General features: G+C 68.6%; 11 protein-coding genes and 1 rRNA gene. 10 read left to right on the forward strand and 2 right to left on the reverse strand.

Annotated elements, in window-relative coordinates; genetic code table 11:
- The first annotated feature begins 36 nt into the window (after positions 1-36).
- The 6 genes from eccD (at position 37) to BX286_RS26770 (ending at position 7,162) form a co-directional block, all read left to right on the forward strand.
- Positions 37-1,542 carry a type VII secretion integral membrane protein EccD gene (gene eccD, locus BX286_RS26745; RefSeq protein ID WP_121016491.1) on the forward strand — a complete coding sequence of 502 codons (1,506 nt, stop codon included), beginning with the start codon at positions 37-39 and terminating at the stop codon, positions 1,540-1,542.
- A 172-nt stretch (positions 1,543-1,714) separates the two neighbouring features.
- Positions 1,715-2,002 carry a 30S ribosomal protein S15 gene (rpsO, locus tag BX286_RS26750; RefSeq protein WP_007266917.1) on the forward strand — a complete coding sequence of 96 codons (288 nt, stop codon included), beginning with the start codon at positions 1,715-1,717 and terminating at the stop codon, positions 2,000-2,002.
- Between the two features lie 319 nt (positions 2,003-2,321).
- On the forward strand, positions 2,322-4,541 hold the full coding sequence (locus BX286_RS26755; protein ID WP_079430067.1) for a polyribonucleotide nucleotidyltransferase: 2,220 nt from the start codon (positions 2,322-2,324) through the stop codon (positions 4,539-4,541).
- Positions 4,538-5,917, forward strand: a complete 1,380-nt coding sequence (locus BX286_RS26760; RefSeq protein ID WP_121016493.1) for a pitrilysin family protein — start codon at positions 4,538-4,540, stop codon at positions 5,915-5,917. The genes BX286_RS26755 and BX286_RS26760 overlap by 4 nt, the downstream gene beginning before the upstream one ends.
- A 24-nt stretch (positions 5,918-5,941) precedes the next feature.
- Positions 5,942-6,694, forward strand: coding sequence for a 4-hydroxy-tetrahydrodipicolinate reductase (dapB, locus tag BX286_RS26765; RefSeq protein ID WP_079430069.1), 753 nt, complete (start codon positions 5,942-5,944; stop codon positions 6,692-6,694).
- Between the two features lie 15 nt (positions 6,695-6,709).
- Positions 6,710-7,162, forward strand: a complete 453-nt coding sequence (locus tag BX286_RS26770) for a hypothetical protein (RefSeq protein WP_079430070.1) — start codon at positions 6,710-6,712, stop codon at positions 7,160-7,162.
- Positions 7,163-7,242: 80 nt separating this feature from the next.
- Here BX286_RS26770 and BX286_RS26775 read toward each other — a convergent pair whose 3' ends face one another.
- Together BX286_RS26775 and BX286_RS26780 are read right to left on the reverse strand one after the other, a co-directional pair.
- Complete coding sequence (locus BX286_RS26775; RefSeq protein ID WP_079430071.1) at positions 7,243-7,797, reverse strand: PH domain-containing protein; 555 nt, start codon at positions 7,795-7,797, stop codon at positions 7,243-7,245.
- Positions 7,798-7,844: 47 nt separating this feature from the next.
- Positions 7,845-8,087: a hypothetical protein gene (locus BX286_RS26780; RefSeq protein ID WP_079430072.1), complete on the reverse strand. Its 243-nt coding sequence runs from the start codon at positions 8,085-8,087 to the stop codon at positions 7,845-7,847.
- Between the two features lie 216 nt (positions 8,088-8,303).
- Here BX286_RS26780 and thyX point away from each other — a divergent pair, with 216 nt between their 5' ends.
- From thyX to BX286_RS26805, 4 genes are all read left to right on the forward strand, one after another.
- Entirely contained in the window at positions 8,304-9,044 is a 741-nt protein-coding gene (thyX, locus tag BX286_RS26785; RefSeq protein ID WP_045946033.1) for an FAD-dependent thymidylate synthase, read from the forward strand.
- A gap of 239 nt (positions 9,045-9,283) precedes the next feature.
- Complete coding sequence (dapA, locus tag BX286_RS26790) at positions 9,284-10,183, forward strand: 4-hydroxy-tetrahydrodipicolinate synthase (RefSeq protein ID WP_100862750.1); 900 nt, start codon at positions 9,284-9,286, stop codon at positions 10,181-10,183.
- A 114-nt stretch (positions 10,184-10,297) separates the two neighbouring features.
- On the forward strand, positions 10,298-11,983 hold the full coding sequence (locus tag BX286_RS26795; RefSeq protein WP_079430074.1) for a ribonuclease J: 1,686 nt from the start codon (positions 10,298-10,300) through the stop codon (positions 11,981-11,983).
- 617 nt (positions 11,984-12,600) lie between these two features.
- Positions 12,601-14,126, forward strand: a 16S ribosomal RNA gene (locus BX286_RS26805).
- The last annotated feature ends 120 nt before the right edge of the window (positions 14,127-14,246 follow it).

Genomic DNA, 14,246 nt, shown 5'->3' on the forward strand with positions numbered 1-14,246 from the left:
GGCCGCTCCGTGGCGGCAACCAGGGGGGTCACACAGGTGAGTACGGCCGAGGCCACCGGATTCTGCAGGGTCACCGTCGTGGCCCCGGACAGCCGTATCGACGTCGCCCTCCCCGAGGACATCGCCGTCGCCGACGTCTACCCGGAACTGCTGCGGCTCACCGGCCAGACCCAGCCCGTCGGCGCCCCCACCGGCTTCCACCTCGTACGCCGCTCCGGCGTCGTCCTCGACGGGACCCGCACCCTCGCCGCCCAGCAGGTCCTCGACGGCGAGGTGCTCAGCCTGCGCCCCTTCGCCGAGTCCCTCCCGCCCGCCGTGTTCGACGACGTCTCCGACGCCGTCGCCTCCGCCGTCGTCCGCGACCGGCACCGCTGGAGCGACGACATGCTCCGCGGGGCGGGCCTGGCCGGCGCCGCCGTGCTGCTCGTCCTCCTCGGCTTCGTCCTCTGGTACGCCGACCCCCTGCGCCACGACATGCACGGCCTGCCCGGGATCATCGCCGGCTCCGCCGGCGCCCTGCTCACCGCCGCCGCCGCGGTGCGCGCCCGCGTCTACCGCGACCGCGGCTCCGCCGTCGCCCTCGGCCTCGGTGCGCTGCCACACCTGCTGATCGCCGGCTCCGGCATCGTCGCCGCCGGCCCCGGCCAGGGACCCGGCCGCCTGCAGTTCCTGCTCGGCTGCGGCTGCGTCCTCGTCGCCTCCGTCGCCCTGACCGCGCTCACCCCGCACGGCGACGCCCCCTTCGTCGCGGCCACCTTCCTCGCCGCCACCGGCACCCTCGCCACCTTCGCGGCCATCGCCACCGGCGCCTCCGCGACCGCCACCGCCGCGGTCTGCGCCCCGGTCGCCATCGGCCTCGTCGCCTTCCTGCCCGGCCTCTCCGCCCGCTTCGCCCGCCTGCCCATCGGCTACGCCGCCCCGCAGAGCGCCGCCCCCGGCTACGGGACCGCGGACCGCCACGACACCGACCCGTACGGTGACCAGCCCGGCGACGGCCGCGGCGACCAGGGCGAACCGATCGACGCCGACGCCGTGGCCGCCCAGGCCCGCCGCGGTCACGAGATGCTCCTCGGCCTGGTCGCGGGGTGCGCCGCCGTCACCGTCGGCGCCGCCGCCGTCCTCGGCTTCTCCGACAACACCTGGGGCCGCCTCCTGGCCCTGGCCTCCGGGCTGGCCGTGCTGCTGCGCGCCCGCCTCTTCCGCTACACCTCCCAGGTGGTCTGCGCCCTGGTCGCCGGCCTCGCGGCCACGGGCCTGCTCGTCCTGGGCCTGGCCCTGCACCCGCCGGGCAACCTCATGGAGGAGTTCACCCGCTACCACGACCGCGGCGGCCTGGACCTCCGTACGATCTGGCTCTCCGCCGCCGTCGCCGCCGGCGCGGCCCTCCTCGCCGGAATTGCGCTTGTCATCCCCCGCAAGGGCCTGTCACCCTTCTGGGGAAGGCTGCTCGACCTCACCGAGGCCGCGGTCCTGCTCAGCCTGGTCCCGCTGGCCCTGGCCGTACTCGACGTGTACGGCCGTGCCCGCTCCCTCACCAGCTGAGACGTCCACCATCCGGCAGCCTGGTACGCTGTGTGACGGCCGTTTGTGTACGCGCCCCCGGAATCCTCTGGAGGCTGCGCTCAGCGAGCCCCGCCTCCCGAGTCACGGAAGCTCCCCAGAGAATTCGACCTGGGGCACTCGGTGGCCACGAAGACCTAAACGAGGAGTAAGCGTGCCGCTCGACGCCGCTACGAAGAAGCAGATCATCGCCGAATTCGGTGCCAAGGAGGGCGACACCGGCTCTCCCGAGGTCCAGGTCGCGATGCTCTCCCGCCGCATCTCGGACCTGACCGAGCACCTCAAGACCCACAAGCACGACCACCACTCCCGTCGTGGTCTGCTGATCCTGGTCGGCCAGCGCCGCCGTCTGCTGCAGTACCTGGCCAAGAAGGACATCCAGCGCTTCCGTACGCTGGTCGAGCGCCTCGGCATCCGCCGCGGTGCGGCCGGCGCCAAGTAAGCACACCGTGAAGGGAGCGGTTCCCACACCGATGGGGCCGCTCCCTTTGCCGTACGTGCGCGACCTACCCGACGCTTTGTAGGCTGGGAGACAGCGCACAACTGAAGAGGAGGAGCGCCCTCCCTACGCCGCCGGTCCTCGGTAGTGGCATCCGGAAAGCCCCCACGGCGGGGCAGGGAACCGGGTGCTTCGATCGAAGACCGGCCCGCACGCCAGGAGCGCTTCTCCGCAACCGTCCCCCACCACACGGGTGGCCGGGACGGACGTCCTCCACCACACGGGTGGCGGACGGAAGACGACGAAAATGGAGAAAACGCTAGTGGAGAACGAGACCCACTACGCCGAGGCCGTCATCGACAACGGTTCCTTCGGCACCCGCACCATCCGCTTCGAGACGGGCCGCCTCGCCCGCCAGGCCGCCGGCTCCGCCGTCGCCTACCTGGACGACGACACGATGGTGCTCTCCGCGACCACCGCGTCGAAGAAGCCCAAGGACCAGCTCGACTTCTTCCCCCTCACGGTGGACGTCGAGGAGCGGCAGTACGCCGCCGGCAAGATCCCCGGCTCCTTCTTCCGCCGCGAGGGCCGCCCCTCCGAGGACGCGATCCTCACCTGCCGCCTGATCGACCGCCCGCTGCGCCCCTCCTTCAAGAAGGGCCTGCGCAACGAGATCCAGGTCGTCGCCACCGTCATGGCGCTCAACCCCGACCACCTGTACGACGTCATCGCGATCAACGCCGCGTCCGCGTCCACGCAGCTGGCCGGCCTGCCCTTCTCCGGCCCGATCGGCGGCGTCCGCGTCGCGCTGATCAAGGGCCAGTGGGTGGCCTTCCCGACGCACACCGAGCTCGAGGACGCCGTCTTCGACATGGTCGTCGCGGGCCGCGTCCTGGAGGACGGCGACGTCGCGATCATGATGGTCGAGGCCGAGGCCACCGAGCGGACCATCGCCCTGGTCAAGGGCGGCGCCGAGGCGCCGACCGAGGAGATCGTGGCCGCCGGCCTCGAGGCCTCGAAGCCCTTCATCAAGGTCCTGTGCAAGGCCCAGGCCGACCTGGCCGCCAAGGCCGCCAAGCCCGAGGGCGAGTTCCCGGTCTTCCTCGACTACGAGCAGGACGTCTACGCCGCCCTGGAGCAGGCCGTCCGCGGCGAGCTGGCCCAGGCGCTCACCATCGCGGGCAAGCAGGACCGCGAGGCCGAGCTGGACCGCGTCAAGGACATCGCCGCCGAGAAGCTCCTCCCGGCCTTCGAGGGCCGCGAGAAGGAGATCTCCGCCGCCTACCGCAGCCTGACCAAGGCCCTGGTGCGCGAGCGCGTCATCAAGGACAAGGTCCGCATCGACGGCCGTGGCCTGACCGACATCCGCACCCTGGCCGCCGAGGTCGAGGCCATCCCGCGCGTGCACGGCTCGGCGCTGTTCGAGCGTGGCGAGACCCAGATCCTGGGCGTCACCACCCTCAACATGCTCCGCATGGAGCAGCAGCTGGACACCCTCTCCCCGGTGACCCGCAAGCGCTACATGCACAACTACAACTTCCCGCCGTACTCCGTCGGCGAGACCGGCCGCGTCGGCTCCCCGAAGCGCCGCGAGATCGGCCACGGCGCGCTCGCCGAGCGCGCGATCGTGCCGGTCCTGCCGACCCGCGAGGAGTTCCCCTACGCGATCCGCCAGGTGTCCGAGGCCCTCGGCTCCAACGGTTCGACGTCCATGGGCTCGGTCTGCGCCTCCACCATGTCGCTGCTGAACGCCGGTGTGCCGCTCAAGGCCCCCGTCGCCGGTATCGCCATGGGCCTGATCTCCCAGGAGATCGACGGCAAGACCCACTACGTCGCCCTCACCGACATCCTCGGTGCGGAGGACGCCTTCGGCGACATGGACTTCAAGGTCGCCGGCACCAAGGAGTTCGTCACCGCCCTCCAGCTGGACACCAAGCTGGACGGCATCCCGGCCTCCGTCCTGGCCGCGGCCCTCACCCAGGCCCGCGACGCCCGCCTCCACATCCTCGACGTGATGATGGAAGCGATCGACACCCCGGACGAGATGTCCCCGAACGCCCCGCGGATCATCACCGTCAAGATCCCGGTGGACAAGATCGGTGAGGTCATCGGCCCCAAGGGCAAGATGATCAACCAGATCCAGGAGGACACCGGCGCCGAGATCACGATCGAGGACGACGGCACCATCTACATCGGTGCCGCCGACGGCCCGGCCGCCGAGGCCGCCCGCTCCACGATCAACGCGATCGCCAACCCGACCATGCCGGAGGTCGGCGAGCGGTACCTGGGTACGGTCGTCAAGACCACCACCTTCGGTGCCTTCGTCTCCCTCATGCCCGGCAAGGACGGCCTGCTGCACATCTCGCAGATCCGCAAGCTCGCCGGTGGCAAGCGCGTGGAGAACGTCGAGGACGTGCTCGCGGTCGGTACCAAGGTGCAGGTCGAGATCGCCGAGATCGACCAGCGCGGCAAGCTCTCCCTGGTCCCCGTGATCGAGGGCGAGGACGCTGCCGAGTCTGACAAGGACGACTCCGACAAGTGACGTCGCGTAGTTCCCGTGTGACGGCCCGCCCCTCTTCGGAGGGGCGGGCCGTCGCCCGTACCCAAACCCTCCTCAAGGGCGAGAACGGCATCGGCACCGTCCGCCGCACCGTCCTCCCCGGCGGACTGCGCGTCGTCACCGAGACGCTGCCGTCCGTGCGCTCCGCCACCTTCGGCATCTGGGCCAACGTCGGCTCCCGCGACGAGACGCCCTCCCTCAACGGCGCCACCCACTACCTGGAGCACCTCCTCTTCAAGGGCACCGCCCAGCGCACCGCCCTCGACATCTCCTCCGCGATCGACGCGGTCGGCGGCGAGATGAACGCTTTCACGGCGAAGGAGTACACCTGCTACTACGCCCGGGTGCTCGACACCGACCTGCCGCTGGCCATCGACGTGGTCTGCGACATGCTCACCGGCTCGCTGATCCGCGAGGAGGACGTCGACGCCGAGCGCGGGGTCATCCTCGAAGAGATCGCGATGACCGAGGACGACCCGGGCGACATGGTCCACGACCTCTTCGCCCAGACCATGTACGGGGACTCGCCCCTGGGCCGCCCCGTCCTCGGCACCGTCGACACCATCAACGCCCTCGGCGCCGACCGGATCCGCCGCTTCTGGAAGAAGCACTACGATCCCACCCGCCTGGTCGTCGCCGCCGCCGGCAACGTCGACCACGCCAAGGTCGTCCGCCAGGTCCGCGCCGCCTTCGAGAAGGCCTGCGCCCTGGGCCACACCGACGCGAGCCCCGTCGGCCCGCGCACCGGCACCAAGCGCATCCGCACCGCCGGCCGCGTCGACCTGGTGGGCCGCAAGACCGAGCAGGCCCACGTGGTCCTCGGCATGCCCGGCCTGGCCCGCACCGACGACCGCCGCTGGGCCCTCGGCGTGCTGAACACCGCCCTCGGCGGAGGCATGTCCTCCAGGCTCTTCCAGGAAGTCCGCGAGAAGCGCGGCCTGGCCTACAGCGTGTACTCGTACACCTCCGCCTTCGCCGACACGGGCCTCTTCGGGGTCTACGCCGGCTGCCGGCCCAGCCAGGTCCACGACGTCCTGCGGATCTGCCGCGACGAGCTCGACAAGGTCGCCTCCGAGGGACTCACCGACGAGGAGATCCGGCGCGCCGTCGGCCAGCTCTCCGGCTCCACCGTCCTCGGCCTGGAGGACACCGGCGCGATCATGAACCGCATCGGCAAGAGCGAGCTGTGCTGGGGCGACCAGATGTCGGTCGACGAGATGCTGGCCCACATCTCCGAGGTGACCCCGGACGACGTCCGGGAAGTCGCCCGGGATGTACTGGCACAGCGGCCCTCGCTCGCGGTGGTCGGCCCGCTCAAGGAGAAGCAGGCGGCCCGCCTGGACGAAGCGGTCGCCTAGCCCGTACGAGTGAAGGAAACAAGCATGAGCAAGCTGCGCGTGGCAGTCCTCGGCGCCAAGGGCCGCATCGGCTCCGAGGCCGTCAGGGCCGTCGAGGCCGCCGGGGACATGGAGCTGGTGGCGGCTCTCGGCCGGGGCGACAAGCTGGAGGCCCTGGCCGACGCCGGGGCACAGGTCGCCGTCGAGCTGACCACCCCCGACTCGGTGATGGACAACCTCGACTTCCTCGTCGGCCACGGCATCCACGCCGTGGTCGGCACCACCGGCTGGAACGAGGACCGCCTCGGCCGGCTGAACACCTGGCTGGCCGGCTCCCCGGAGACCGGGGTGCTCATCGCCCCGAACTTCTCCATCGGCGCCGTCCTCACCATGAAGTTCGCCGCCCAGGCCGCCCGCTACTTCGAGTCCGTCGAGGTCGTCGAGCTCCACCACCCCAACAAGGTCGACGCCCCCTCCGGCACGGCGACCCGCACCGCGCAGCTCATCGCGGCCGCCCGCGCCGAGGCCGGCCTCGGCGCGCAGCCCGACGCGACCGCCACCGCCCTCGACGGCGCCCGCGGCGCGGACGTCGACGGCGTCCCGGTGCACGCCATCCGCCTGCGCGGCCTCCTGGCCCACCAGGAGGTGCTCCTCGGCGGCGAGGGCGAGACCCTGACCATCCGTCACGACTCCCTGCACCACAGCAGCTTCATGCCGGGCATCCTGCTCGGCGTGCGCCGCGTGACGCAGACCCCGGGCCTCACCTTCGGCCTGGAAAACTTCCTCGACCTCGGCTGATGAGGCAGTAGCACCATGCGCGCGAAGATCACCTACTTCATCACGGCCGCCGTCCTGGTCGTCTACTTCGTCCTGGTCGGCAGCCGCGGGCTGATGCTGATCCAGCAGGGCACCTGGCTCACCGTCACCTTCGGTGCGGCCGTGCTGATCCTGCCGGTCATCGGCATCTGGTTCCTCTGGATGAACACCCGGTTCGTCACCCGCGCCAACCAGCTCGCCGCCGAACTGGAGGCCGAGGGCGGCCTGCCCGTCGACGAACTGGAGCGGGACCAGTACGGCCGGATCCTGCGGGACTCCGCCGACGAGGTCTTCGCGCGCCGCAAGGCCGAGACCGAGGACGCGCCGGGGGACTGGCGCACCTGGTTCCGCCTCGCCGTCGCCTACCACGACGCCCGCGACACCCCGCGGGCCCGCAAGGCCATGCAACGGGCCATCGCCCTGCACCAGGCGGCGCACGCCGGCGCGTAACCGCCGCAGGGCACCCGGCACGAACGAAGGGCCCGTACGGGACGATCCCCGTACGGGCCCTCGTTGCACGCTCCGGACCGTCAGGCGGGCACGGCCCGGTACTCCTCGGCCCACGCCTCCACCAGGACGGCCGCCCGGTCGAAGGCCTCACCGCGCGACAGGAAATCGGCGTTGTGGTCGGTCAGCAGCACCGGAAGCTCCGCGCCGCCACGCCCCGCCACCGTCAGCGCCTGCCCCTGCACGGTCCTCGGCAACCCCAGCCAGCGCACCGGCTGCTGGACCTTCCTGACCCCCTCGACCTCGCTCCACGGGATCGAACGGGTCGTGAAGAACCCCACGTGGCGCAGCCCACCGGGACTCACCCAGACGCCCGCGCGCAGGATCCGCAGCGCCGACCCGATCACGGCCAGCGAAGCGGCCCCGGCGATGGCGGCGCCGCCCCAGGTGCCCGCGAAGGCGATGATCACGGTGGCCAGCAGCATGAAGGCCGAGAGCAGCAGGAGCAGCGCCGCTCCGGCCACCCGCCAGGGGCCGGGCCGGTAAGGCCGGCGCCAGCGCTCGGGATCCACATGCGGGAGGGCTTCGTCCTCGTGAGCGTCGAAGACGCCGTCGGCCGTCAGGAAGGGCAGGGGCACGGCTGGACCTCACTCACATGCACGTTCGTTGATCTGTGCCCGTGAGGCTACCGCCCCTCGGAGGCCTGCGACTGCTGCGCCTTGCCGGTGGCCTTGTAGGGCTGCAGGGCGGGCATGCCGAAGAGCAGGGACCCGACGAGCCCCGCCACCACGGTCAGTCCGACCAGACTACGGGCGGTGATCTGGGTCATGCTCAGACTCTCGCGCGGCGGCGGAGTGACATTGCTTCGGAAACGGTCGGCCTCGGCGACGAAGGCGAACGGGACGGGTTCGCGCCGGCGGCGAAACATGGGGCAACACTCCTCTGGGTCGGGGGCTGGTGCGTCTGCCCGGTAGGACGAACGAACGCGCCGATCGGTGCCGCATTCCGGGACATCCGCCGAAAATCCGTGGCGGCCCGTCAGCTGTCCGGGTGAGCCCACCGCCCCCGTCGCCTGTCGGGCGGGTGCCGCAGACCGCCGTAGAGTGGGCGCGCCCCTCGAAAGACCCGTTCGGAAGGACCCCGTGTGAGCGAGACCGTCGCCCCCGACCTGAAACCCAGCTTCCGCAGTGATGTGACGGTGGAGCTGGTCAAGCACTCCGCCGCCGACAGCGACGTGCTGTGGGCCGCCCGTGTCTCGACGGCCGGCGAGCAGTCCCTCGACGAGCTCCAGAAGGACCCGGAGCGCTCCAAGGGCCTCATCAACTACCTGATGCGCGACCGCCACGGCAGCCCCTTCGAGCACAACTCGATGACCTTCTTCATCAGCGCCCCGATCTTCGTGTTCCGCGAGTTCATGCGCCACCGCGTGGGCTGGTCCTACAACGAGGAGTCCGGCCGCTACAGGGAGCTCCAGCCGGTCTTCTACGTCCCCGACGCCGAGCGCAAGCTCGTCCAGGAGGGCCGTCCGGGCAAGTACGTCTTCGTCGAGGGCACCGAGGCGCAGCAGGAGCTGACGGGCCGGGTCATGGAGGACAGCTACCGCCAGGCCTACGAGGCGTACCAGGAGATGCTCGCGGCGGGCGTGGCGCGCGAGGTGGCCCGGGCGGTCCTGCCGGTCGGCCTGTTCTCGTCGATGTACGCCACCTGCAACGCGCGCTCACTCATGCACTTCCTCGGCCTGCGCACCCAGCACGAGCTGGCGAAGGTGCCGTCCTTCCCGCAGCGGGAGATCGAGATGGTCGGCGAGAAGATGGAGCAGCACTGGGCGAAGCTCATGCCGCTGACCTACGCGGCCTTCAACGGCAACGGTCGCGTTGCCCCGTAAGGACCGATGCACGCACGGCGTACGGATGTGCCAGGAGAAGTGCCAAGTGTCCGTATTGCGGCGTTTCGTAAAGTTCATCTAGGCTGATCAAACGGACCCGGCACTGCTTGAACCCCCGAGCAGGCAGTGCCGGGATCCAACAACCCGCCCCGGTCACCACCGGGGACCACCACGACGGATCCCCGGTTGACGTCCCCCGAGGGGACACTGCGAGCATGGCAGCGAGTAGCGTGTTACCCATGGCTCCGATCTCGACTCCGCAGACCCCCTTCGGGCGGGTCCTCACCGCCATGATCACGCCGTTCACGGCGGATGGCGCACTTGACCTCGACGGCGCGCAGCGTCTCGCCACCCACCTGGTGGACGCAGGCAACGACGGTCTGATCATCAACGGCACCACCGGTGAGTCGCCCACGACCACCGACGCGGAGAAAAACGACCTCGTACGAGCCGTACTCGAAGCGGTCGGCGACCGCGCCCACGTCGTGGCCGGAATCGGGACCAACGACACCCGCCACACCCTCGAGCTGGCCCGCCAGGCCGAGCGCACCGGCGCCCACGGCCTCCTCGCGGTGACGCCCTACTACAGCAAGCCGCCGCAGGAAGGCCTCTTCCAGCACTTCACGGCCATCGCGGACGCCACCGAGCTGCCGGTCATGCTCTACGACATCCCCGGCCGCAGCGGCGTCCCGATCAACACCGAGACCCTGGTCCGGCTCGCCGAGCACCCCCGCATCGTCGCGAACAAGGACGCCAAGGGCGACCTCGGCCGCGCCAGCTGGGCCATCGCGCAGAGCGGCCTCGCCTGGTACTCCGGCGACGACATGCTGAACCTGCCGCTCCTGTCCGTCGGCGCCGTCGGCTTCGTCTCCGTCGTCGCCCACGTGGTCGCCCCCGACCTGCGCGAGATGCTCGAAGCGCACCTCGGCGGCGACGTCCAGAAGGCCACCGAGATCCACCAGAAGCTGCTCCCCGTCTTCACGGGGATGTTCCGCACCCAGGGCGTGATGACCACCAAGGCCGCCCTGAACCTCCAGGGGCTCCCCGCGGGCCCGCTGCGCCTCCCGCTGATCGGCCTGACCGACGAAGAGACGGCCCAGCTCAAGCTCGATCTCGCCGCCGGCGGGGTACAGCTCTGACAACGGACTTCACAACTGAACAAGCAGGACCGAAACAGACAAGAGCAAGTGCACGAATGACATGCGCGCCACGTGCCGGAGGGGTACGTGGCGCGTGTGGTGAAGGAGAACCTTTTGAGCCATCCGCACCCTGAACTGGGCCCGCCGCCGAAGCTCCCCAAGGGCGGCCTGCGGGTCACCCCGCTGGGCGGTCTCGGTGAGATCGGCCGCAACATGACCGTCTTCGAGTTCGACGGCCGTCTTCTGATCGTCGACTGCGGCGTCCTCTTCCCCGAGGAGGAGCAGCCCGGCATCGACCTGATCCTTCCGGACTTCTCGTCCATCCGGGACAGGCTCGACGACGTCGAGGGCATCGTCCTCACCCACGGCCACGAAGACCACATCGGCGCGGTCCCGTACCTCCTCCGGGAGAAGCCGGACATCCCGCTGATCGGTTCCAAGCTGACGCTGGCCCTCATCGAGGCCAAGCTCCAGGAGCACCGCATCCGCCCCTACACCCTCGAGGTGAAGGAGGGCGAGCGCGAGAACCTCGGGCCCTTCGACTGCGAGTTCATCGCGGTCAACCACTCCATCCCGGACGCCCTGGCCGTCGCCATCCGCACGGACGCGGGTCTCGTCGTCGCCACCGGCGACTTCAAGATGGACCAGCTCCCGATGGACAACCGCCTCACCGACCTGCACGCCTTCGCGCGCCTGAGCGAGGAGGGCATCGACCTCCTCCTCTCGGACTCGACGAACGCCGAGGTCCCGGGCTTCGTCCCGCCGGAGCGCGACATCTCCAACGTCATCCGCGGTGTCTTCGCGGGTGCCCAGAAGCGGATCATCGTGGCGTCCTTCGCCAGCCACGTGCACCGCATCCAGCAGATCCTGGACGCCGCCCACGAGTACGGCCGCCGGGTCGCCTTCGTCGGCCGCTCCATGGTCCGCAACATGGGCATCGCCCGTGACCTGGGCTACCTCCGGGTCCCGGCCGGCCTCGTCGTCGACGTCAAGACCCTCGACGACCTGCCGGACGACGAGGTCGTGCTGGTCTGCACGGGCTCCCAGGGCGAGCCGATGGCGGCCCTGTCCCGCATGGCCAACCGCGACCACCAGATCCGGATCGTCCCCGGCGACACCGTGATCCTGGCGTCGTCCCTGATCCCGGGCAACGAGAACGCGGTCTACCGCGTGATCAACGGCCTCACCCGCTGGGGCGCGAACGTCGTCCACAAGGGCAACGCCAAGGTCCACGTCTCGGGCCACGCCTCGGCCGGCGAGCTGCTGTACTTCTACAACATCTGCAAGCCGAAGAACCTGATGCCGGTCCACGGCGAGTGGCGCCACCTGCGCGCCAACGCCGAGCTCGGGGCCATGACGGGCGTCCCGAAGGACCGCATCGTCATCGCCGAGGACGGCGTGGTCGTCGACCTGATCGACGGCAAGGCCCGCATCTCCGGCAAGGTCCAGGCCGGCTACGTGTACGTGGACGGCCTCTCGGTCGGCGACGTCACCGAGGCCTCCCTGAAGGACCGCCGCATCCTGGGCGACGAGGGCATCGTCTCGGTCTTCGTCGTGGTGGACAGCACCACCGGCAAGGTCGTCAGCGGCCCGACCATCCAGGCCCGCGGCTCCGGCATCGAGGACTCCGCCTTCCTGGCGATCGCCCCGAAGATCGAGGAGGCCATCGGCCGCGCCGCGGCCGACGGCGTGGCCGAGCCGCACCAGATCCAGCAGCTCATCCGCCGGACGGTGGGCAAGTGGGTCTCCGACGGCTACCGCCGCCGCCCGATGATCCTCCCGGTCGTCGTCGAGGTCTGATCCCGGCCCGAGAGGCAGCGACTCACCGGAGCGGGGCTCCCGGATTTGCATCCGGGGGCCCCGCTCCAGTACGTTGACGTCTCCACCCCGCAAGGAACGGCGCACACACGTGTGCCCGGACCCGTCTGCCGGGGAGGGTGGGAATCCAGACCGGGGAAACCTGATAAAGTCTGTCCCGCCCGAAAGGGAAAAGGCCCCCCGAAGGCCATCGGAATTTGAATCCACACCGGAGACGGTACGGAAAAGAATCTGATAGAGTCGGAACCGCCGGAAAGGGAAAGCGCGAAAGCGCAGAACCTGGAAAGCACCGAGGAAGTCGGGCCGAAAGAGTCTGATAGAGTCGGAAACGAAGAAAGAACGAAAGCCCGGAGGAAAGCCCGCGAGGGTGAGTACGAAGGAAGCGTCCGTTCCTTGAGAACTCAACAGCGTGCCAAAAATCAACGCCAGAAGTTGATACCCCGTCCACTTCGGTGGATGAGGTTCCTTTGAAAAAGACCTGTCGGGCCTTCGGGCGCTGGCAGGCGACAAACACAGCGAGGACGTTGTGGTCAGTCGGTCTTATTCCGACCGTGACTGGCCCGCTCTTTCGTGCGTGTGCACCGGATTACCGGTAAACATTCATGGAGAGTTTGATCCTGGCTCAGGACGAACGCTGGCGGCGTGCTTAACACATGCAAGTCGAACGATGAACCTCCTTCGGGAGGGGATTAGTGGCGAACGGGTGAGTAACACGTGGGCAATCTGCCCTTCACTCTGGGACAAGCCCTGGAAACGGGGTCTAATACCGGATACGACTGCGGGAGGCATCTCCTGCGGTGGAAAGCTCCGGCGGTGAAGGATGAGCCCGCGGCCTATCAGCTTGTTGGTGGGGTAACGGCCCACCAAGGCGACGACGGGTAGCCGGCCTGAGAGGGCGACCGGCCACACTGGGACTGAGACACGGCCCAGACTCCTACGGGAGGCAGCAGTGGGGAATATTGCACAATGGGCGAAAGCCTGATGCAGCGACGCCGCGTGAGGGATGACGGCCTTCGGGTTGTAAACCTCTTTCAGCAGGGAAGAAGCGAAAGTGACGGTACCTGCAGAAGAAGCGCCGGCTAACTACGTGCCAGCAGCCGCGGTAATACGTAGGGCGCAAGCGTTGTCCGGAATTATTGGGCGTAAAGAGCTCGTAGGCGGCTTGTCACGTCGGATGTGAAAGCCCGAGGCTTAACCTCGGGTCTGCATTCGATACGGGCTAGCTAGAGTGTGGTAGGGGAGATCGGAATTCCTGGTGTAGCGGTGAAATGCGCAGATATCAGGAGGAACACCGGTGGCGAAGGCGGATCTCTGGGCCATTACTGACGCTGAGGAGCGAAAGCGTGGGGAGCGAACAGGATTAGATACCCTGGTAGTCCACGCCGTAAACGTTGGGAACTAGGTGTTGGCGACATTCCACGTCGTCGGTGCCGCAGCTAACGCATTAAGTTCCCCGCCTGGGGAGTACGGCCGCAAGGCTAAAACTCAAAGGAATTGACGGGGGCCCGCACAAGCGGCGGAGCATGTGGCTTAATTCGACGCAACGCGAAGAACCTTACCAAGGCTTGACATATACCGGAAAGCATTAGAGATAGTGCCCCCCTTGTGGTCGGTATACAGGTGGTGCATGGCTGTCGTCAGCTCGTGTCGTGAGATGTTGGGTTAAGTCCCGCAACGAGCGCAACCCTTGTCCTGTGTTGCCAGCATGCCCTTCGGGGTGATGGGGACTCACAGGAGACCGCCGGGGTCAACTCGGAGGAAGGTGGGGACGACGTCAAGTCATCATGCCCCTTATGTCTTGGGCTGCACACGTGCTACAATGGCCGGTACAATGAGCTGCGATACCGTGAGGTGGAGCGAATCTCAAAAAGCCGGTCTCAGTTCGGATTGGGGTCTGCAACTCGACCCCATGAAGTCGGAGTCGCTAGTAATCGCAGATCAGCATTGCTGCGGTGAATACGTTCCCGGGCCTTGTACACACCGCCCGTCACGTCACGAAAGTCGGTAACACCCGAAGCCGGTGGCCCAACCCTTGTGGAGGGAGCTGTCGAAGGTGGGACTGGCGATTGGGACGAAGTCGTAACAAGGTAGCCGTACCGGAAGGTGCGGCTGGATCACCTCCTTTCTAAGGAGCACAGTACCGATTGCAGGCAAATGTTCTGCACGGTCAGCTCATGGGTGGAACGTTGATTAGTTGGCACGGTCTTCTGGATGGATCACGAGTACTGCTTCGGCGTGGAAAGTG

The organism is Streptomyces sp. 3211.6, assembly GCF_003634815.1.
In the GTDB taxonomy this organism is placed as follows: domain Bacteria; phylum Actinomycetota; class Actinomycetes; order Streptomycetales; family Streptomycetaceae; genus Streptomyces; species Streptomyces katrae_A.